Raw genomic sequence first — 19,114 nt, 5'->3', positions numbered from 1 at the left:
TCTACCTACATCTCTATTTCGATTGGCGTATCATCTGATGAATGCACATCATCCTGAATAATATCAACAACATCGTTAGCAACTGTTTCCATATCACCTACAACCTTTTTTACGGCAGATAGAAAATAATTGTAGAAAGCGAGTGCCGGAATACCTACTATCAAACCGAAAGCTGTTGTTACTAACGCTTCCCAAATACCGCCGGCAAGATCAGCAGGGTTGGCAGTTCCTGCAAGGTCCTCAATCGTCATAAATGCTTGAATCATTCCCGTAACTGTTCCAAGAAATCCAAGGAGGGGTGCGATGCCTGCAACGGTTGCAAGCACCGATAATCCCTTCTCTAATTTGCTAATCTCCTGTATGCCCGCATTCTCAATTGATTCCTTCACCCTTTCGTGTCCAAATTTGTATTTCATTAATCCTTTACGAACAATATTAGCTACCGGAGATTTTTCTTCCATACAATAACTAACTGCGCTCGAAACATCTTTCTTTTTTAGATGTCCTCGAAGTCTAACCAAAAAAGCCGGGATATTTATTTTAGCTTTTCGAATAACCATAAACCGATCAATGATTACTGCAAGTCCAATGATAGAACAAAGCAGAATCGGCCACATTATAAACCCACCTTTAAGAAATATTGATAGTAAATTCATTTTTTTTCCTATTTATTAGCGATTGTGTTTGAAAATCTTTGGGCTTCTTCTAACGTTTTGAAGCCGCTTACATTGACCCGGTACCAAATTCCCATACCCTTTATATTTACTTTTTGCACGAATGTATTTTCGCCGCGATTAATATATTTTCTTGCTTCTTCTTCAGCCATGTTGAGCGCTTGATAAGATGCGACCTGCACTGTAAATCCATCGATATACTTGAAAATATTTCTTCCTACACTCGAATATTCCTGTCCTTCGCGTAACTGTATTTCAGAAGATTTAATATTAGCATTTTGTTTGTTTTCACTGCTGTCTTTTGCTTCTTTAATTTTAGTTTCATTTTGAAAACTTATTTCACTCAATGGATTAAATTGTGCAACACGCAATGAATTTCCTTTGAGATAAGGATACGTAACAGGGATTTCAAATCCTCTCTCAACAATTAAGTTTGGAACATTAATTTTTGCTCCCACCACCATATCTGATTCAATTCCATCATAACCTGAACTTGAACTTGAACCTGAACTTGAACTTGAACTAGTCTTGTTAATAATAAAAAAATAGACAAAAAATGAAGTGATCAGAATGGATAAAATAAAGACCCGCCAAAATGGAGAATGACGTTTATTTTCGAAATCCTTCTCTTTAAATATCGAATTCTTTTTATTTAGAAATTCCTTTTTAGTTTCGTCTTCTTTTTTCTCTCCTCGCTTTTCAGCGACCTGATTAACAATTTCTTTTATGTCTATTGGATAAGCATTTTGGGCTGCGTTAGATGAATTGGAGGAAGAATCTGTATTTGTCGGAGATTCAGGTTCAGTCTCAGCTTGCTTTGAATCATTAACTGTTTCATTATTTATCTCTGATTCAACTGCTGCAACAACTCGTTGAAATTTATCTGTATCATCAACTTGCTCTTCATTTAAAACAATTCCGGACAATGATTCTATTTGCTTCTCTATGTCGTCTAAAGAAAGATCTATTGTTTCGATTGATTCGATTGTTTCTATGGATTTTACTGGTTCATCAGCTTTTATTTCGGAAGGCACAAATTCATCTTTCGATTGCTCACTATGTTCATCTTCAATAAGGATTTTTGAAGACTCAGTAAGTCCGAAATCCCAGGATAAATTTTCCATTTCATCTTCAATAGTCTTGTTCAACAATTCATCGTGGGTAAAGTCAAGAATTTCATCCTCTTTAATTTCTCTCTCCAATTCTGGACTGAAATCCCAGGTAATACTTTCAAAGTTTATATTGTCAGCACCTCCCTTTTCATCAATTTTATCTTTAGGATTTTTGACAGTCAACTCAGTCCAGTTAGGCTCGTTCTGGTTGCCGAACACAGCATCACTGCCGATAACCAGAGGTTGGGTTGAAGCTTTTGTTCTTTCATTACTTCACATTGATCAAAAAAATTTTTCGCTTTTGTTTCGATAAATCGTTTTAATTCGGCTAATGTTCGTGGGATAAAAATACTATCATAATCAGATTGATTCACCGGCATTAATTGTTTATCAATACTAAAGCTGAAATAACTATCAAGATAATTCACTATAACTGTATCGGGTTCAGGTACATTAAAGATTAGATTTTCTCTTTGCGTTTTTTTAAAATCTCTTTCAGGAGAATAAATAATAATATCAAGAACTTTTTCCGTGAAAAGCTTGTCCTTTAATAAAGCAGATCTAGTATCGAGTTTAGCTTTTCTAAAATGGAAATACCCTCCGTCAGGAAGTCTAATCGAATCACCATGCATCAATGAATTGCTGATAATTCGCAGAACGCTTTCAAAAAATAATTTCGAATCGCTGATCGAAACTCCTGAGAGTTTTACTAAATATTTTATCAGTTCTGATTTATTCATTTAAATCAATTTAATTATCCAGGTCACCAGATGTAACGAATTCCGGCAGTGATATCGAAAGGTCGTTCGATATAATTTGCCCACCTATAATTTTGTGAGTCAAGTAAATTTTCAAAAGTCATAGTGAAAAATAAATTATGTTGGAACAAATAGCTTAATTTTATTTTCAAATTAATATAATCATCAATTTCAATTATATTGTTTATATCAGTAAATCTGCTTGAACGATAGTCTAAATTAATTTCCCCCGTTAAACCAAAATTAAAATCATAGCCGTATGCAAAATTTATTTTTATTGATGGAACAAATGGAACAAAATTATTCGCGGTATCCTTCAAACTTAAAATCTCGGTGGAGCCGTAAAACACTCCGAACGGTCCGGGATGAAAAATAAAATCAATAAACCCGCTGAAATATTTTGCTTCAGTTAAACCAAGTTCGTATTTCTTATTTATTTGTGATAAAAAGAAATAGGGATTATTTGATGAAGAATAATATCTAACTCCTCCATCTATCTGGAAATAACGCTCATATTCGTACTTGATAGAAATATTAATCGCTGAAGATTTTTCGATGAAAATTCTGTTATAATTTTGCGGATTAAAATATTCATTATTGTTAAGGAGCGAACCGATTGAAATGAATTCAGCTTCCGGATGATATTCCGCAAAAAGAGAGATATTTTTATCAAGCATCATTGCGAGCGCTGCGTAGGGGGAAGTAAAATTTTCATTACCTGAGTTTCCGTATGTAAATCCGAATGCAACTTTCGCAAAATCAGAGACTCTCAATTCTAACTTCGGTCTGATGAAGAAAAACGACTCGCCTCCATCACCAATGCTGTCTGTCTTGGTTTGATTTTGATAATTGAGATCCATGCCCAAATTAAAATGACCTATTATAAATTTTGTGTACGACTGTATGTTAAAAATATTTTCAGAAAACTTTTCTTCTGAAATAGTTGATGAAGTGTCAGAAAATTTAAATAAATAATTAAAATTTTCATTTGAATAATTATCGAGTGAAAGATTGATATAACCCGAGTTCAGTGATCTCTTTTCATCAGGAGTTGATGAACCGAAAAACTTAAATGTTTTTGAAGAGTAATCGCCATTTAATGTCATTCGTGAGTTTGTAAGAAATCCGGAATTTTTCCAGATAAGATATTGAACTTTTGCACCGCCGTTTAAACCATATCGGCTGCTTTGATCAATATATGCTCTTTGATATTCACCCCCAAAATGACCTTCAAGAATTCCATCTTCAAAAAGGTAGGCGTAAGAAAGTGCAGCCACCGGTATCGAGTACAACCCAACACCGACATCAATTTTTCCTTGAAGATAATTTAGTGAATCCAATAGTTTGAGATCTTTCTCAATCGGGTTTTCTATATTTTTAATATCCATTTCTTCCGGTGAATAAGAAGGTTTAAGAAAATCTTCGGAAATGGTTGACACAAAATCAGGGGGTAGTTTTTTTGCCGCCTGCACTGAAGTTTGATACTTCCCGGTGATTACAAAATCAGGGAGTTCTACTGAAGGATTATTCCCTTCTTTTTCCTGAGCAAAAACTGTTATTGAAATTAGAAAGCTGATCAAAAATAAATTTTTCATTATTCAAGCTCCTGCATTTTGACTCTGGCTTCCTGACCAAATGCATCGGAATTATGTTTAATGACAACTGCACGGTACATTTCTTTTGCTTTATTAAAATCTTTTATCTGCACGTAGCAGTCACCAAGAAGCAGCAATGACTTAGTAACCCACTCGTCATAGCTCGTAAATGAAACCCGAACTTTATCAAGATTAAGAATTGCTTCATTAAATTTTTTTGTTCGAATAAAGAAAACCCAAGATAGTAAGCTGCCTTTGCGCCAAGGTCATCAGTTCGTTTATCAACTAAGAGTTTAAGATAGAATTCAGCATTCTCATATTGCTTGGTTGTGATAGCTAAAATCCCCATTTCCAGTTTTGATTTATCGGCGAAAATAGTTCCATCGTAATTTTGGATCACTTCATCAAACACATTGCCGGCTTGATTTAAATCATTTAGATTAATTAATGTTAATGCTTTCATAAACTTTATCTCTGCAAGTTTTGGAGATTTACCAAGCTTATCTTCTGCAGAATTAAAAATCTGAACAGCTGCCTCATAATTTTTCATTTGATTGTAAATATTTCCAATTTCAATAACAGCACCTGAAGCAGATTCGCTAAGAGGATAAAAATCAAAAACTTTTTTATAAAAAATAATAGCTTCGTCATTTTGATTTAAGTTTTGAGCACTCTTTCCAAGCCAGTAGTAAGCCTCTGCGATCATTTTGCTTTTGGGGAATCTGACAATAAAATCCTGGTAACTTGATTTTGCTTTTTCATACTCACGGCTGCTGTAATAGATCTCGCCCTTCTTAAAATAAATCTGATCCGAAAAAGAAAGGGATGGGTTTTTATTAACAAACCCTTCGATAAGTTTAATTGCTTCACCAGGTTTTTCCTGCGCGACATAACTATATTGAATGCCATTTACAGCATCAAACACAAAGTTGGAGTTTGGATAAAAGCTTATCACCTTTTCATAATTGACAATGGCGGAGTCATAATTTGTCAAATTAAAAAACGCATCTCCAATAGAATAATAAACAATTGGGGCAAGATTGGATTTGGGATACTTCGTCAATACATTATGATATTTATCAATCGCCGATTTAAAATCACCCTCTTGAAAATAAATCCAGGCGACAGTAAATAAAGATTTATCCGCAAATTCTGACGATGGAAATTTTTGCTGAAGATTTTGAAATTCCAATAATGCAGATTGCGTTTCATTCGCTTTATATAATGCTTGAGCATACTGATAATAAACGGCTGCATTATTTATTGCCGAACCGCCAAGTTTAAATAAATCTTTATAAACTTTACTTGAAGCAGCATAATTTTTAGCGCCGTAGTAACTCTCTGCCAATCTAAGTTTTGAATCAATCATTCGATCATTCGATGGAAAGTTTTTTATAAAATCCTGAAAATTATAAACAGCATTTTCATAATCATTCAAGTTAAAATTACAGTAAGCCTTGCCATATAAAGCCAATGCACCAACATCGGGGTTTTGAATATCAACTTTTTGGAAATGGTTTATTGCATCATTAAACTTTCCAAGCGAATAATAATTTTCTGCAATGTAAAAATTAACTTTATCTTTTTCAAAAAGAGGATCAAGCATTTCGAAATCTGAAAGATGTTCAATAGCATCTGTAAATTGACCGGTATTATAAAGTGCAATCCCCAACCCAAGCAAAGCTCTTTTCTGAACATCAGAAGTATTGTCTGTAATAGAGAGTACGGGTTCAAAATAATTTTTTGCAGAAGTGTACTGCTTTTTATTCAATTCAATTTCACCAAGAAGAGTATTTGCACGAGCGCGAATAATTGGATCAACAGATGAAGTTGAGGTTATCAAATAACGCGATGCTAAATCATAATTTTTACTATTGTAATAAAGCGCCCCCATCTGATATTGTGCTGTTTGCACGAGAGAACTTTGCGGATATTGCTTGATGAATTGAGTGAAGAGTTCAAATGCCTCCAGCTCCTGTCCGGCATATCTTTTACTTTCAGCTTTCCAGTAAAAAGATTTTTCGGCTATTGAATCATTCCCTTCGGAAAGAAAATTAAACACTTTGAATGCATCATTAAATTTTTTCTGCTGGAAGTAACTCCATGCCAAGCCATATTTAGCTTCGTAAATAATATTTGAACCGGGGAACTCTTTAATGATTTCAAGATAGCTTTTTTCCGCATTAGCATATTCCTGAACACGATAATACGAATTAGCTAATAAGTAAAGACTCTGCGAATAAAGTTCTTCGGGCAAATCTGATAGCAGGGGGTTGTTTAATTCGAGTATGGAAGATTGGTAATCCTTCAAATTGAAGTAACAAATTCCAATCCTTATCTGCGCCGTCAATGCTAGCGGACTGTCTTTATGATATGATAAAAGTTTGTCATAGTAAATTACTGCACTTTCGTAGTCGCCTATTTTCTCATAGATGCTCGCAAGTGTAAAAAGAGAATAATCTACAAAAGAATTATTCTTTTTATCCTCAATTGCTTCTTCAAGAAACTTTACAGCTTCTTCTAATTTATTTTGTCTTGAGTATGATTCTCCTATCCAATATAGCGCCGAACCTGTGTTCTCATTTTGTGGATATGAATCCAAAAGAGTGATTAGATTTTCCCGGCAGTTTTCATACTCTTTGAGGTCAAAATAAATAATTCCTAACCTATACAAAGCTTTAATTCGAAATTCAGTCCACCGGAAATTTTCTTTTAAGTATTCAAATGTTGATAACGATTCTCGTCTTTTTCCAAGATTAAATAACGATTCTCCCGAATAAAATTTAGCTGAAGCATATAGTTCATCGGAGAGTGAATGTTCGGTTAATACCTGTTCAAATTTCTCATTTGCCTGCTCAAATAATTTTAGATTGAATAGATCCATCGCTGCATCAAAACGCTCAGTCGGGGATTGAGACAAAAGTTGCAAGAGAGGCAAGAGTGTAAAAAGACAAACTTTAATTTTCATTCGTATTCGAGCATACCGATTTGTTATTTTTAACAGTTTTAATGCTTCAAAATAACATCTTTATTTTCTTAAAGTCAAGACATTAAATGAAATATAGGGATTTACTTAAAGCAGTATGTTAAATCCATCAACTTTTTAAGACTCCGGGAGCTAAAAATAAAAACACTTCCGTTATGTAATAAAAAATTATCCCTTCTTTTCCAAATATCTGTTAAGAATACCTATACCAAAATCAACGATCCTGTTAGAATTAAATATTCGCAAATTTAAAATAACTTTTTGAACTTCAAGGCTTGTTGCACCGTTTCTTAATGCACCAATAATATGTGAAAGCAGTTGATCTTCGTAACGAAGGCATGTAAGCATGGCTATAATTTGTAATTCCCTGTCCTTAAGGGAAAGATTTTTTCGACTCAATACTTTTCCATACCCCTCTAAAATAAACCATTCAGAAAGATCCGGAGAAAGATTTTTAACATTAGTAACAAGTCTTGCTAAGTTGTTGCCGTAAATTTTTTGAGAAGTATGTTTCCCTCGTTTTGATAAATCACTAAAAATAATTTTTTCGGATTTAATTTTTTCGAATTGAAAATACTTGCCGGCATATTTAAATGCCACTAACGCATTAGGATAACCTGAGAAAAGATAAATTTGTAATAATGATTCATATACTTTGAACAAATTGATATTGCGTTCCTTAAGCACGGCGAATATCATCCCGAGCAATTTATATTTTCGCAGTACTGCACTTGCAGACATAAGTGACAGTAATTCAATCTCGCTCAAACTGCTTAAAGTTATTTTAGTCATTTTGTAATTAAAAAAAAAACCCCGCATTCGGGGGTAGTAAAATTTATTGTTTGTTAATTCAGAGTACCAAGTTCGTACTCAGCAGTTTTTTTGTATGTAGCATCAGTTTTAGCTTTGTTCAACATTTCTTTTGCTTTGGTGATGTCGCCTTTTCCTTTATATGAAATTCCCATATAATAATAAGCACCGCCGCTGCTGATTGAGTTTCTGTATTTTAAAGCATTCTCTGCGGCTGTAATTGATTTATCATATTCGCCAAGCTCAGAATAAAGTTTGGAAAGCGAAAGATACGCAGCATCGTAATTATTATTCTCGACTGATTTCTGGTACATTTCAATCGCTTTTGTTGGGTCACCATTTGTAACAGCAACGCTGCCCAATTTAGCATAGGCAAGAGAGATATTCTTCTTTACCTTAGTTTTTGTTTGACTATTATTACTCTCGTTTAGTACTTTTTGAAAATTATCTATCGCCGCTTGATAATTTCCCATTGAAAAAAATACACCGCCTAGAGCATTGTGCCCAGCTTCAAAAGAGCTTTTTAACTGAAGGCAAGTTTCTAATGAATTTTTTGCTTCGTCCAACTTTCCAGCTTTTTTTTCTGCAAGTCCGAGCTGATAATAAATCCGATAATCTTTTTCAATGGCTAAAGCTTTTTTATAGTTATCAATTGCTCCGTTGTAATTTCCTGCATTAAGCTGGCTGTTGCCTTCGTTGTAAAGTTTCCCTGCTTCAGGTTTCATATCCTGAGCAAAATTGGATGAACAAGTAATGAAAAAAAACATGGATACGATAAAGAGAATTCTGGTCATAATTATTTCCCTAAAATTACTGAAAGAATAATATCTGGTGCGGAAGGCGGGACTTGAACCCGCATGCCTCTCGGCGCCACCCCCTCAAGATGGTGTGTCTGCCATTTCACCACTTCCGCTTTTTTTTTGCTGCCAAAAATAAACTTACTTACTCTGAAAATCAACACTTTTTTTAATCATTGAGTCGGAAATAGTTCGAATCTTTTAACTTAATTAATGGTTTTTACCTTTTGTCAAAATCTTACGAATTTCTTCTTTGAATTTTTTCTCAAAAACTATCATCTTTGCAATTTGCTCTTCAGAAAGAATATCGCTAAGTGAATTAATAAAGTTCACTTTTTCTTTGAACATTTGCTCTTCGTTACCATTAAATTCTTTTATTAGATTTTTATACTCAGATTCGCTAAACTTATTTTCCCCAAAGGACTTTTCAAGTTTATCAATTAAATCCATTGAGTTTTTATTCAACGATTGAATTTTGTCTAGAAATTCTGTCCGGCGTGCAAAAAATCTAAGTGTAGTTTCTTCATCCATTTTAAGGGTTTCTATAAGCTTTACCTTTTCTAATTGTGCTAATTTTCCTTTGGGGTCTTGTGGAATAAATGGAAAATTATCCTGAGCAAAGTTCATTTTGCCGGCAAATAAAACAAGTAGCATCAATAGTATTTTCATTATACACCTCATTGAAAGAAATCTTTGTTAATTAATTCATTATATATTTGGTCAGCTTCAGCCACACTGATATTTGAAGCAATTGATTCAACATCTTCATAAATCCATGTAATGGACTCATTGTTTATTTCCAATTCAGTTGTTAGAAGGCTTGATAAATTTTCATTAAGTTTTTTATAGATAATTTTTTCATTGGACAGCTCTTCGGGAGAAATTTCGACAAGATAATTAATCTCTTGTTCTGTCAAATCGCTTATTGATATTTTGGAATTTGTTATTTGATGATCAGGGTTTTGTCCAACAAGTAAAATAACAATAAACGCAATTGCAAAAGTACTTGCAAGCGTTAACACCGGCTTAAATATTCTTCTCTCTTTATTTCCGTATTTATTGTGTAATGTTAGCGACAAATTGATAAAATAATTTTCATCAGCCGAAATATTTTTACACTCTTTCATTTCAAGTAATGATGAATTTAATTTTTCATATTCAGTTTTGAAATCAATATCAGTTTTTAATTTCTGTTCGAAAATATTTTTCTCCTGCAGAGTAAGATTGTCACTTAAAAATTTTAAAATTAATTTTCTATCAGTCATGGCTCATCATTTTGGTTATTTTATTTAATGCATGAAAATAATTCGCTTTCAATCCCCCAATTGATTTACCGGTCAACTCAGAAATTTCTTCGTAACTCATTTCTTCAAATTGCCGAAGTATAAAAACTTCTCTTTGTTTAGCAGGCAGTTTCTGAAGTTGTTTATCAAGTCGTTCAAGTTTTTCTTTATTTAAAAGTCCTTCTATTATATCCGATTCGGAATTTTTTATAGAGTTTTGGTTACTATCAATAAAGAATAGACTTTTTAGTTTTTCTTTCTTTATAAAGTTCAGACTTCGTGTCACTGTTATCTTATAAATATATGTATAAAGCGAAGAATTAAATTTGAATTGACCAAGTTTACGATAAAGCACCATCAAAACTTCCTGAACGATTTCATCAGCATCAAAATGATTACCTGTCATTCTTCTTGCATGCCAATAAATTTTTTTTGAATATTTATTAACAATCCTATTGAACGCAATTTTATCACCGTTTAGGTACTGATTTACCAGTTCAAAATCTTCTGAATTATCGGCCATTCTTATTTATACTTTTGCAATTATTGGACAAATGCTATCGTTCATTGGTTTAAAATTTATTTTAAAAACAAAACCTTACCCGCCTGTTTCATTTTATATCAATCATTTTAAACCTAGTTCGATGATATCGTGTCAAATTAACAAACAAAAATTATTCATAACAATAAGGAGTTCAAAATGAAAAAATTGATTTCTCAAATCTCAACACTATTGATGTTTTTTCTGATATCGTTTTTTGTAATTATTACTGGATGTAAGGATGAGACAACTGTGGAGCCGGTTTATCTCACCGATGAAGAGGCGATGCAAAAAATCGCGCTTGAAGATTCGATGGTTCTTTCGTTTGACAATAATTTCAATGAAAATGAAAATATTGATTTTCTTTCGAAAGTGCAGACTCAAATTTATCCGCGTAAGGTTTGGAGAACTGCTTTTCTTGTTTCGTCAAATTTAAACCTGGTAATCAGCGGAGATTCAGCATTGGGTGTTCTTACCAAAACGTTTGAAAGCACTTTATTTATTGCAGCAGCTTTTGATTCGACAAGCATCTTGCCAGACACACTAATTCAAAAGCCATTCACAAATACAATTACCAGGAATATTATTTTTAAAAGAATTAACAACTCCCCCGACCCCTTGGAGAACTGGGAAATTATTGGTATTTCTATGCCTGAAGGCGGCACCGAAAATTCAAATGTAGAAATAAAAAAACTTACAGCTTTCTTACCAGATGGAGAAGTAATAGAAATTGATTCGCCGAATGAATATTACTTTTCAATAAATTCCGGCTCTTATAATCCGATATCAAAACTTCATTTCGATGCTTCTATTACACTTCGAATCGAGCTGACAAGTACTTATTCCGATTCGGATTTTGTATCACTAACTTATGGCAGTTTGGATAATGGATTGCACATGGCACAGAAAAAATTTGTAATGACTTCTTCAACCTGGGATGGGACAAAATGGAATCGGATTTACGAACAAACATTTACTGCCCATCAATTTCCAGGTTTCTATCATGCTATTGTAAATGTTATTCCGAAACAAGTTTTACTCGATGATACATTCCCCGTAGAAAGTAATTCGTGGGGCATGCCTTATATCATCATTTTTAATACCAAAATAAAAAGAGGATAATATGAATAAATTATTTGTGTTCTTGTTTCTTGTTTTCTCAATCTTGAATTCAAACTCAGTATTATTAGCTCAAGAATTTCCACCCAAAGAGAAAGCGTTTAATCAAATGCATTTCGATCCGATGGAAAGATTAAATCTATCCGAAGAGCAAAAAAATGAATTCAAAGCGCTGCACTTCAAACATCAAAACGAAATGATAGAAGCAAACGCAGATCTGCAAAAAAAAGAATTAGCCCTGCAGGAGTTGAAAAGTAATCCTGATTATTCACGCGAAGATGTGCTTGCAGCCGTTACAAAGCTTAATGATTCCAGAGCAAATATCGAATTACGTAAAGAAAATCATCGCATGGATATCTATGAGAAATTAAATCCTGAGCAGAAAAAAATGTGGAATGAATCTCAGACAAAGTTCCATCGTTTCAAGGAGATGAAAAAATTCCGTGTAGATAATGAACACAAGTTTGATCGTAAATTCTAAGACTTAAATTTGGCGGTCGTCTCAGAAGTAATACATCACCATCCTTTAATTAACGGATCGTTTCGGAATCTAATATTTCAATTTTGAAATGATCCGTTAGCTAACGGGTAGATCATGAAAAAAGTTCAGGAAGCCAATAATGACTTTGAAGACAGCCTTTTACTATGAATAATATTTTAATGGATTAAGATAAATCCCCCTCCACTGGACGGATGACTATTTCCTCCGTAACCATATTTTCTTTGTTTAAATAAATCCACACAAGAAGTGATGCAATTTCATCCGGCTTCATCATTCTATTAGAATATTTCTTTCTAATATCAGAAGACCATATTGGTGTTTCGGTAGCACCCGGAATAATATTAATAATTTTAATATTATCATTTCTCACTTCTTCTCTAAGCACGTTTGTAAATCCTAATAAACCCATCTTGGAAGCAGAGTATGCACTGCTATTTAAAAATATTTTGTGAGTCACAACTGATAAAATATTGATAATCTTCCCGCCACCATTTTTTATCATCGAAGGCAAAACAGATTTTATTGAATAAATAGCACCGAGTAAGTTTGTGTTTATAATATCGGTAATCTCTTGATTAGAATTTTCTAAAGCTGGTTTGAATGAAGTAATCCCTGCATTATTTATAAGACATTCAATTTGATTTTCAGCAAGAATTTTTTTTACCGCCTGGTCAACATTGGATGCTGATGCGACATTACATGGGAGTATTTCAACTCGAAGACTTTCCTCTCTCAATTCTTTATTCAGTCGTTCAAGTTCCGTAAGTCTTCGTGATGATGCAAAGACTTTTGCTCCCACCCGTGCGAATTGTTTTGCTGCAGCCTTTCCGATACCTGAGCTTGCGCCGGTAATCCAAACGACAGAAGGCTTTCCATCAATCATAAATTTTTATTTGAAATTAAATTTAAGAATTCACTCCTTGTCTTCGAATCATCTTTGAAAACGCCATGCATTGCACTTGATGTTGCAGATGAATTTTGTTTTTCCACCCCCCGCATCATCATACACATGTGATATGCTTCTGATACCACTGCCACACCAATAGGGTGAAGATACTTTTCAATTGTGTCGGCTATTTGCTGAGTCATTCTCTCCTGTACTTGTAAGCGTCTTGCAAATACCTCTACGATACGTGGAATTTTACTTAGGCCGACAATCTTTCCATCCGGTATATACGCCACATGCACCTTTCCATAAAAAGGCAGCATGTGATGCTCACATAAAGAATAAAAATCAATGTTCTTTACCAAAACCATTTCATCGTATTTCTCTGTGAAAATTGCATTGTTCAAAACTTCTTCAATATTTTTTTGATAACCGCTTGTTAAAAACTCATAAGCTTTTGCAACACGTTTGGGAGTGCTAAGAAGTCCTTCTCGCTGTGAATCTTCTCCGATTTCTAAAAGAAGTTCATTAATTATTTTTTCTGTATTCTTGAAGTTCAAACTGATTCTCCTTTATATTCAACAAAATTATTCTCTGTCTCGGAAAGTTTAACCGAGCATAATCTTCCAGTGGGTATTTGATTCACTAACTGATTCCAAATTGCAATTGCAACATTTTCAGTCGTTGGCATTATTCCTTTCATAAATTCTGTATCGAGATTTAAATTTTTATGATCTACTTTTTTGATGACTCTTTCGATAATTATTTCTTTCAATAATTTTAGATCTATCACAAAACCCGTTGAGGGATTAATGCCCCCTTTTACGGTTACTTCTAAAACGTAGTTATGCCCATGCCAATTTGGGTTGGAGCATTTGCCAAATAATTTTAGATTTTCTTCATCAGAAATATCTGGAATGAAAAGACGATGGGCAGCGCTGAATGTTTCACGTCGTGTTGCGTAGGCAATAGGTTCAGTCATCGGCTAGCCCATCCAATGCCGTTAGTACTTCCTCATTATGACCTGCAACTTTCACTTTTGGATAAATCTTTCGTACCACTCCCTTTTTATCAATAATGATGGTAGTTCTTTCAACACCCATATATTTTCTGCCGTACATACTTTTCTCCTTCCATACACCATATTTCTCAACAACTTCTTTACTTTCATCACTCAGCAAAGTAAAAGGCAGAGAATATTTTTGCTGAAATTTTTTATGCGATGCCACTGAATCAGGGCTAACACCTAATATAACTGCATCAATTTTCTTGAACTGGGGAAAATCATCCCGGAAGCTGCAAGCCTCAGCAGTGCAACCGGATGTATCATCCTTTGGATAAAAATATAGAACTACATTTTCACCTAAATAATCTTTTAATGAAATGGATTTACCATTCTGATCGAACAATTTGAACGCCGGGGCTTTTTTATCAATGCTTATCATAATTATAACCTCTGTGTTAGTTTTATTTATTTCAAAATTCCGATTCTTTTAGTCCATTCTTTAAATCCTTCTTCAAGCTGTTCAAATGATTCAATGGCAAACAGTATTGGCTGCAAATGCCATACATCATAATCTTGAAGGACTAACTGATCAGGAATAAATTCCTTGACCACCACCTCATTGGAAAGTGAATGTTGCACTTCCTGACGCGATGAAATAATTCCTGCCCCATAAATTCTCATCCCTTCAGGTTTTCTGATAAGCCCAAACTCAACAGTAAACCAATGGAAAGTTTCGAGATATTTTCTATGAATTCCTTTCGCATTGAAGGCAGCCTCACCGAACATTTGATAAAAGGAAGCAAAATTTTTATTTGTAAGCAGCGGCATGTGACCAAACATATCATGAAAGCAATCAGGTGCAGGAGTATAATCCAATTCCTGTTTCCCTCTAATATAATCTGTAGATGGGAAAATCTTATTGCGAAGCATTTCGAAAAAATTTTGTTCGTGAATAAGCCCGGGTACTCGTGCGATTTTCCAACCGGTAGTGTTAAAAAATATTTTACTTAGTTTCCGGAGTGAAGCAATTTTGTTTCTTGTGAAGTTTAATTTATCTACCCCCTCGAGATATTCGGAACAAACCCTGTCGGGAAGAAAATTCATTTGCCGATCGAAAAGATAACTCCAGGTTTCATGATCACTCGCTGGATAATCAGGATACCCAATTTCATCATCAATAGGAACAGGTCCGGTTAGTTTTAGAGGAATGCATCGTGGGTCAATTCCATCGTTTGCTGCTTTTTCATAAGCGGAAAGAAACTCAGAGTCTTCATGTTTTCGTTCACTCATTATGTAATCCTTCAATAATTAAATGGATTTAATTTTAAATGAAAATAAAATTATTATTGATTGTTCTAAAGACAAAAATTTTTCCAAACATATTAAATCACAAAATATTTACTTCTTCATCCAGCTTAATTCCAAACTTATCTCTAACTGATAATTTAATTTGTTTAGCCAAATTATGGATTTGTCTGCCGCTTGCGTTGCCGTAATTAACTAAGACTAATGCATGCTCTTCATAAACACCGGCATCACCGACACGTTTCCCTTTCCAATTTGAGTTTTCTACTAGCCAGCCGGCAGATATTTTTATAAACTCTTTGTCCTCAGGATAAAAAATAATTTGTGGATATTTTTTTCTGATTTTGTCAAAATGCTGATTTGAAACAACGGGATTCTTAAAGAAACTTCCCGCGTTCCCAATTACAATTGGATCGGGTAATTTAGAACGGCGGATATCTTTGATAATATTACTCATATCTAAAGTAGATGGTGTTTCTAAATTTCGTTTCTTTATCTCTTTTGCTACTGCCTTATAAGAGGTAATCGGGTTTGGATTTTTGGAAAGCCGAAAAGCAATGCTGGTGATTACAAATTTATCTTTCAATTCACTTTTAAATACGCTGTTTCGATACTCCAATTTACTCTCCTCTTTGGAAATTCTGATTTCAGAATTTGTATCAATCGATATTCCGGCAGCTTCGTGAAAAACATTTTTTATTTCCTGTCCATACGCACCAATGTTTTGAACTGGAGCGGCACCGCAACTGCCGGGTACTAAAGCAAGATTTTCCACCCCCCAGTAATTACTGGCTGCACAATAATCAACAAATGATTCCCACGAAACTCCTGCTCCAACCGAGAGAATTATTTCATCCTCCTTTTCAGAAATCGTTTCAATACCTGCAAGTTCCATTTTGATTACCAAACCCTCAAAATCTTTTGTAAAAAGTATATTACTCCCGGCACCTAATACAAGAACTTTTAGTTTTTCACTGGTAGAAAAATTAATTGCTTCGTGAACATCCCCTAAATTTTTTGCCTTGAAAAAATATTTAGCATTAGCATCCACATGAAAGGAATTATATTCTTTTAGACCAACATCCTTTTTTATTTCCATAAGAAAAGCTAAGTAAATTTTAGTTAATTAGTAATGTTTTATGAAATATAAATAATTTATTCTTAACTTAAATAGAGTATTTCAAAACGAATTATGAACTGTTAATTTTAAACAATATATATCTTAAGATAGAAATGAGAAAACTTAAACTTAAATATGGATTGGAAGACTGGCGTGGGAAAATTGGGGAGGAGGTGAATAATAATTCCATTGCAGAAATTGCACAGGCGTTTTCAAATTATTTATTCGAGCGAAATGAGTCCCGAGAGAGGATTAAGGTAGCTGTCGGATATGATACAAGAAAAACTTCTAAAGAATTTGCACTTCTTTTCGCAAGAATTCTTTCCGGCAATTCTATTGTCTCACTCCTTTCCGAAAAATCAGGTATCTCGCCTGCTGTTTCTAATTATGTGAGATCAAATAATTTGAACGCAGGAGTGATTATTACAGGCGGGCATAAATCAGTTGACTACAATGGTATAAAGTTTAAAGATTTTTACGGCGGTCCATTTTCTTGTGCAGATTCTATCTCGATAGAAAATTATCTTGGTGAATCTTTAGTTCAGGCTGATGATGAGTTTATTCACCAGGTTGATATTAGAAGCAGATACTATGAATCAATTGAGCCTCTTATTGATTTTGAAGCAATTCGTCATTCGGGGATAAAAATACTTATAGACTCGATGAGTGCTGCCGGTCAACAAATATTAGAGAATCTTTTTTTCAAACATGATATTGACTCGAAAACAATCTTCAAAATTGCGGGACATGATTTTTCTCAGCGAATACCTCTTGTTATTGAAGAAAATTTGTTGCCGTTAAAAAATGAACTCGCCAAAACCAATAAATACTCTTTCGGAATTGCTACTGACGGCGATGGTGAACGATTAGGGATTTTGACCGAAGCTGGCGAATGGGTTTCTCAACAGGAACTTTCAATTTTGCTGGCAGATTATATTTTAAATGATAGAGGAATATCCGGGGACATCGTGAAAACAGCTACACTTTCGGATAAAATGAAAATCATAACAGACTCATTGAATAGAAAAATCATTGAAACGAATCTTGGTTTTCGATATGTAACCGAATTACTTCTAAAAAATAATATCGCATTTGGATGTGAGGAGACCGGAACTTATTCATTTAAAAACCACATCCCCGATAGTGATGGGGTTTTCTTTGCATTAATTTTACTGAAATGTTGGCGCGTTCCGGCTATAAAAAGTTGAGTGACTTAATCAATTTAAAAAGGAAAATATATGGAGAAATCTTTTTTAAACGTGAAAAATTAATAATAGAAGAATCGCACCGATCTCTATTCACACGGCTTACAGATTCTCCATTTTCAACTCTTGGCGAATTCAAAGTGCGCGAAGTGAAAATATTCAATGGCAGAAAAGAAAATAAAACTGCTATAAAATTTATTTTTGAAGGCGATTTTAAGTGGGTCGTAATTCGCATATCTGAAAGTAACCCCACCCTAAAAATATTTGCCGAAGGAAATTCAATTGATCAGGTAAACAGGTTGATTGCTTTAACAAAAAATATTTTTAGTTAGCTGAAATGTTTCCTAAATATTCTTGAAATTGAAAAATAATATTGAAAATCGAATTTAATTTTGCTCAGGCTGGGGTAATTCCATATCGAAGGGTAAACAATGCTATAGAGATTCTCTTAATTACCTCAAGACGAAAACAAAAGTGGATCATCCCGAAAGGTTATATCGAATTTAATCTTACCTCCTTCGAATCGGCAAAAAAAGAAGCTTATGAAGAAGCAGGGATTATAGGTTCGAACGAAACTTACGAACTTGGAGAAATTATTTTTGATAAACCCATTGGCAAGTGTTTAATGAAAATCTATTCGATGGAAGTTGTAAAATTTTTAGATGATTATCCTGAAAGTAATTTTAGAAAGAGGAAGTGGTTTCCTATTGACGAAGCAATTCAAAAAATTGAAATGGAGGGAGTCGCTGATTTAATGCAGAAGATAAAAAAATCAATCAATTAATTCCTCATAATTACCAGAGAATAAATCCTGTATACATTTTTTTATTAAATCAATTTCAAATCCTTTTGAAAGAAGGAATGAAAACAACTTTTGCTTCAATTGCTGATCAGTGTAATTTCTTTTTCGTAAAATATTTGCTTTTTTTTTCAACAAGCTTTTTTATGTGTTCAGAATCATCATGCAATTCAGATTGAAGCACTATCTCGATAACATCATTTTTAATACCCCTCTTGATTAGTTCCCCCTTCAATTTTGATCTGCCCCAATGTTTTGTCCTGGATTTTTCTTCGACAAATATCTGGGCAAATGCCTCGTCATTAATAATTTTATTATAAATTAAATTTTGTATCACTTCATCAATCAGTTTTTTGCTATATCTCTTCTGCAAAAGTTTTATCTGCAATTCTCTTGAAGAATGAATTCTCCTCGCTATTAGATTTATTGCTTTCTTTTTGATAAAATACTTTTCATTCTCGTCTTTAAGTAAATAAAAAAGGCTTTCGGAAACTGCATCACCTTTCCTCAAGCCGTTTTTAATAATTACCTCATAGGAAAGAATTATTTCGCTTTGATCATCAAAAAAAACTGACGCAGATTCATCAGAACGTTTAACAATTCTTTCAATCGTCAT

Annotated in this window: 23 protein-coding genes and 1 tRNA gene; 5 read left to right on the top strand and 19 right to left on the bottom strand. The window is 33.7% G+C overall.

Annotated elements, in window-relative coordinates; genetic code table 11:
• Nucleotides 1-5: 5 nt before the first annotated feature.
• The 11 genes from IPH11_18250 to IPH11_18200 all read right to left on the bottom strand — a co-directional run bounded on the left by IPH11_18250 (nucleotide 6) and on the right by IPH11_18200 (nucleotide 10,538).
• Nucleotides 6-656 (bottom strand): MotA/TolQ/ExbB proton channel family protein, encoded by a 651-nt coding sequence (locus IPH11_18250; protein ID MBK6915509.1) that lies wholly within the window; start codon nucleotides 654-656, stop codon nucleotides 6-8.
• Nucleotides 657-664: 8 nt separating this feature from the next.
• Nucleotides 665-2,005, bottom strand: coding sequence for an SPOR domain-containing protein (locus IPH11_18245; protein ID MBK6915508.1), 1,341 nt, complete (start codon nucleotides 2,003-2,005; stop codon nucleotides 665-667).
• Entirely contained in the window at nucleotides 1,966-2,526 is a 561-nt protein-coding gene (locus IPH11_18240) for an HU family DNA-binding protein (protein MBK6915507.1), read from the bottom strand. The genes IPH11_18245 and IPH11_18240 overlap by 40 nt, the downstream gene beginning before the upstream one ends.
• Before the next feature lie 23 nt (nucleotides 2,527-2,549).
• Complete coding sequence (locus IPH11_18235; GenBank protein ID MBK6915506.1) at nucleotides 2,550-4,139, bottom strand: TonB-dependent receptor; 1,590 nt, start codon at nucleotides 4,137-4,139, stop codon at nucleotides 2,550-2,552.
• Nucleotides 4,140-4,242: 103 nt separating this feature from the next.
• Nucleotides 4,243-7,107 carry a tetratricopeptide repeat protein gene (locus IPH11_18230; GenBank protein MBK6915505.1) on the bottom strand — a complete coding sequence of 955 codons (2,865 nt, stop codon included), beginning with the start codon at nucleotides 7,105-7,107 and terminating at the stop codon, nucleotides 4,243-4,245.
• Nucleotides 7,108-7,293: 186 nt separating this feature from the next.
• On the bottom strand, nucleotides 7,294-7,917 hold the full coding sequence (locus tag IPH11_18225; GenBank protein ID MBK6915504.1) for a carboxymuconolactone decarboxylase family protein: 624 nt from the start codon (nucleotides 7,915-7,917) through the stop codon (nucleotides 7,294-7,296).
• A 53-nt stretch (nucleotides 7,918-7,970) separates the two neighbouring features.
• Nucleotides 7,971-8,729 carry a tetratricopeptide repeat protein gene (locus IPH11_18220; GenBank protein MBK6915503.1) on the bottom strand — a complete coding sequence of 253 codons (759 nt, stop codon included), beginning with the start codon at nucleotides 8,727-8,729 and terminating at the stop codon, nucleotides 7,971-7,973.
• Between the two features lie 35 nt (nucleotides 8,730-8,764).
• Nucleotides 8,765-8,848 (bottom strand) — tRNA-Leu (locus tag IPH11_18215).
• Between the two features lie 94 nt (nucleotides 8,849-8,942).
• Nucleotides 8,943-9,401 (bottom strand): hypothetical protein, encoded by a 459-nt coding sequence (locus IPH11_18210; protein MBK6915502.1) that lies wholly within the window; start codon nucleotides 9,399-9,401, stop codon nucleotides 8,943-8,945.
• A gap of 8 nt (nucleotides 9,402-9,409) precedes the next feature.
• Nucleotides 9,410-9,997, bottom strand: coding sequence for a hypothetical protein (locus tag IPH11_18205; protein MBK6915501.1), 588 nt, complete (start codon nucleotides 9,995-9,997; stop codon nucleotides 9,410-9,412).
• Nucleotides 9,990-10,538 (bottom strand): RNA polymerase sigma factor, encoded by a 549-nt coding sequence (locus IPH11_18200; GenBank protein ID MBK6915500.1) that lies wholly within the window; start codon nucleotides 10,536-10,538, stop codon nucleotides 9,990-9,992. Before IPH11_18200 ends, IPH11_18205 begins: the two co-directional genes overlap by 8 nt.
• A gap of 177 nt (nucleotides 10,539-10,715) precedes the next feature.
• On the opposite strand from IPH11_18200, the gene IPH11_18195 reads away from it, so the two are divergent.
• Together IPH11_18195 and IPH11_18190 are read left to right on the top strand one after the other, a co-directional pair.
• Entirely contained in the window at nucleotides 10,716-11,678 is a 963-nt protein-coding gene (locus IPH11_18195; GenBank protein MBK6915499.1) for a hypothetical protein, read from the top strand.
• Between the two features lies 1 nt (nucleotide 11,679).
• Nucleotides 11,680-12,156, top strand: coding sequence for a periplasmic heavy metal sensor (locus IPH11_18190; GenBank protein MBK6915498.1), 477 nt, complete (start codon nucleotides 11,680-11,682; stop codon nucleotides 12,154-12,156).
• A gap of 184 nt (nucleotides 12,157-12,340) precedes the next feature.
• Here IPH11_18190 and IPH11_18185 read toward each other — a convergent pair whose 3' ends face one another.
• The 6 genes from IPH11_18185 to murB form a co-directional block, all read right to left on the bottom strand.
• Nucleotides 12,341-13,060: an SDR family oxidoreductase gene (locus IPH11_18185; GenBank protein ID MBK6915497.1), complete on the bottom strand. Its 720-nt coding sequence runs from the start codon at nucleotides 13,058-13,060 to the stop codon at nucleotides 12,341-12,343.
• Entirely contained in the window at nucleotides 13,057-13,623 is a 567-nt protein-coding gene (folE, locus tag IPH11_18180) for a GTP cyclohydrolase I FolE (GenBank protein ID MBK6915496.1), read from the bottom strand. The genes IPH11_18185 and folE overlap by 4 nt, the downstream gene beginning before the upstream one ends.
• Nucleotides 13,620-14,033, bottom strand: a complete 414-nt coding sequence (locus tag IPH11_18175) for a 6-carboxytetrahydropterin synthase (GenBank protein MBK6915495.1) — start codon at nucleotides 14,031-14,033, stop codon at nucleotides 13,620-13,622. Before IPH11_18175 ends, folE begins: the two co-directional genes overlap by 4 nt.
• A 4-nt stretch (nucleotides 14,034-14,037) precedes the next feature.
• The gene (gene bcp, locus IPH11_18170; protein MBK6915494.1) at nucleotides 14,038-14,508 is read right to left on the bottom strand and encodes a thioredoxin-dependent thiol peroxidase; all 471 of its coding nucleotides are present in this window, start codon (nucleotides 14,506-14,508) and stop codon (nucleotides 14,038-14,040) included.
• A 26-nt stretch (nucleotides 14,509-14,534) separates the two neighbouring features.
• On the bottom strand, nucleotides 14,535-15,359 hold the full coding sequence (locus IPH11_18165; protein MBK6915493.1) for a phenylalanine 4-monooxygenase: 825 nt from the start codon (nucleotides 15,357-15,359) through the stop codon (nucleotides 14,535-14,537).
• A 97-nt stretch (nucleotides 15,360-15,456) separates the two neighbouring features.
• Nucleotides 15,457-16,473 carry a UDP-N-acetylmuramate dehydrogenase gene (gene murB / locus IPH11_18160; protein MBK6915492.1) on the bottom strand — a complete coding sequence of 339 codons (1,017 nt, stop codon included), beginning with the start codon at nucleotides 16,471-16,473 and terminating at the stop codon, nucleotides 15,457-15,459.
• Nucleotides 16,474-16,607: 134 nt separating this feature from the next.
• Here murB and IPH11_18155 point away from each other — a divergent pair, with 134 nt between their 5' ends.
• Genes IPH11_18155 through IPH11_18145 form a run of 3 tightly spaced genes read left to right on the top strand, consistent with a single transcriptional unit; the run spans nucleotide 16,608 to nucleotide 18,483 of the window.
• Nucleotides 16,608-17,702 carry a phosphoglucomutase gene (locus IPH11_18155; GenBank protein MBK6915491.1) on the top strand — a complete coding sequence of 365 codons (1,095 nt, stop codon included), beginning with the start codon at nucleotides 16,608-16,610 and terminating at the stop codon, nucleotides 17,700-17,702.
• A complete protein-coding gene (locus tag IPH11_18150) occupies nucleotides 17,699-18,031 on the top strand; it encodes a hypothetical protein (GenBank protein ID MBK6915490.1) in 333 nt (110 codons plus the stop codon). The genes IPH11_18155 and IPH11_18150 overlap by 4 nt, the downstream gene beginning before the upstream one ends.
• Nucleotides 18,032-18,072: 41 nt before the next feature.
• Entirely contained in the window at nucleotides 18,073-18,483 is a 411-nt protein-coding gene (locus IPH11_18145; protein MBK6915489.1) for an NUDIX hydrolase, read from the top strand.
• Here IPH11_18145 and IPH11_18140 read toward each other — a convergent pair.
• Together IPH11_18140 and IPH11_18135 are read right to left on the bottom strand one after the other, a co-directional pair.
• On the bottom strand, nucleotides 18,472-18,633 hold the full coding sequence (locus tag IPH11_18140) for a RecX family transcriptional regulator (GenBank protein MBK6915488.1): 162 nt from the start codon (nucleotides 18,631-18,633) through the stop codon (nucleotides 18,472-18,474). The two genes, IPH11_18145 and IPH11_18140, sit on opposite strands and share 12 nt — an antisense overlap.
• Nucleotides 18,590-19,114: a regulatory protein RecX gene (locus tag IPH11_18135; GenBank protein MBK6915487.1), complete on the bottom strand. Its 525-nt coding sequence runs from the start codon at nucleotides 19,112-19,114 to the stop codon at nucleotides 18,590-18,592. Before IPH11_18135 ends, IPH11_18140 begins: the two co-directional genes overlap by 44 nt.

Source organism: Ignavibacteriales bacterium, assembly GCA_016709155.1.
Classification (GTDB): domain Bacteria; phylum Bacteroidota; class Ignavibacteria; order Ignavibacteriales; family Ignavibacteriaceae; genus JADJEI01.
Note: the sequence above shows the minus strand (reverse complement) of the source record. Positions and strands in the feature narration are given on the sequence as shown.

Bases quoted from the DNA above. Each gene is read 5' to 3' on its own strand.
- IPH11_18250 (MBK6915509.1), bottom strand. From the start codon at position 656: ATGAATTTACTATCAATATTTCTTAAAGGTGGGTTTATAATGTGGCCG.
- IPH11_18240 (MBK6915507.1), bottom strand. From the start codon at position 2,526: ATGAATAAATCAGAACTGATAAAATATTTAGTAAAACTCTCAGGAGTT.
- IPH11_18235 (MBK6915506.1), bottom strand. From the start codon at position 4,139: ATGAAAAATTTATTTTTGATCAGCTTTCTAATTTCAATAACAGTTTTT.
- IPH11_18230 (MBK6915505.1), bottom strand. From the start codon at position 7,107: ATGAAAATTAAAGTTTGTCTTTTTACACTCTTGCCTCTCTTGCAACTT.
- IPH11_18225 (MBK6915504.1), bottom strand. From the start codon at position 7,917: ATGACTAAAATAACTTTAAGCAGTTTGAGCGAGATTGAATTACTGTCA.
- IPH11_18220 (MBK6915503.1), bottom strand. From the start codon at position 8,729: ATGACCAGAATTCTCTTTATCGTATCCATGTTTTTTTTCATTACTTGT.
- IPH11_18210 (MBK6915502.1), bottom strand. From the start codon at position 9,401: ATGAAAATACTATTGATGCTACTTGTTTTATTTGCCGGCAAAATGAAC.
- IPH11_18205 (MBK6915501.1), bottom strand. From the start codon at position 9,997: ATGACTGATAGAAAATTAATTTTAAAATTTTTAAGTGACAATCTTACT.
- IPH11_18200 (MBK6915500.1), bottom strand. From the start codon at position 10,538: ATGGCCGATAATTCAGAAGATTTTGAACTGGTAAATCAGTACCTAAAC.
- IPH11_18195 (MBK6915499.1), top strand. From the start codon at position 10,716: ATGAAAAAATTGATTTCTCAAATCTCAACACTATTGATGTTTTTTCTG.
- IPH11_18190 (MBK6915498.1), top strand. From the start codon at position 11,680: ATGAATAAATTATTTGTGTTCTTGTTTCTTGTTTTCTCAATCTTGAAT.
- IPH11_18185 (MBK6915497.1), bottom strand. From the start codon at position 13,060: ATGATTGATGGAAAGCCTTCTGTCGTTTGGATTACCGGCGCAAGCTCA.
- bcp (MBK6915494.1), bottom strand. From the start codon at position 14,508: ATGATAAGCATTGATAAAAAAGCCCCGGCGTTCAAATTGTTCGATCAG.
- IPH11_18165 (MBK6915493.1), bottom strand. From the start codon at position 15,359: ATGAGTGAACGAAAACATGAAGACTCTGAGTTTCTTTCCGCTTATGAA.
- murB (MBK6915492.1), bottom strand. From the start codon at position 16,473: ATGGAAATAAAAAAGGATGTTGGTCTAAAAGAATATAATTCCTTTCAT.
- IPH11_18155 (MBK6915491.1), top strand. From the start codon at position 16,608: ATGAGAAAACTTAAACTTAAATATGGATTGGAAGACTGGCGTGGGAAA.
- IPH11_18135 (MBK6915487.1), bottom strand. From the start codon at position 19,114: ATGACGATTGAAAGAATTGTTAAACGTTCTGATGAATCTGCGTCAGTT.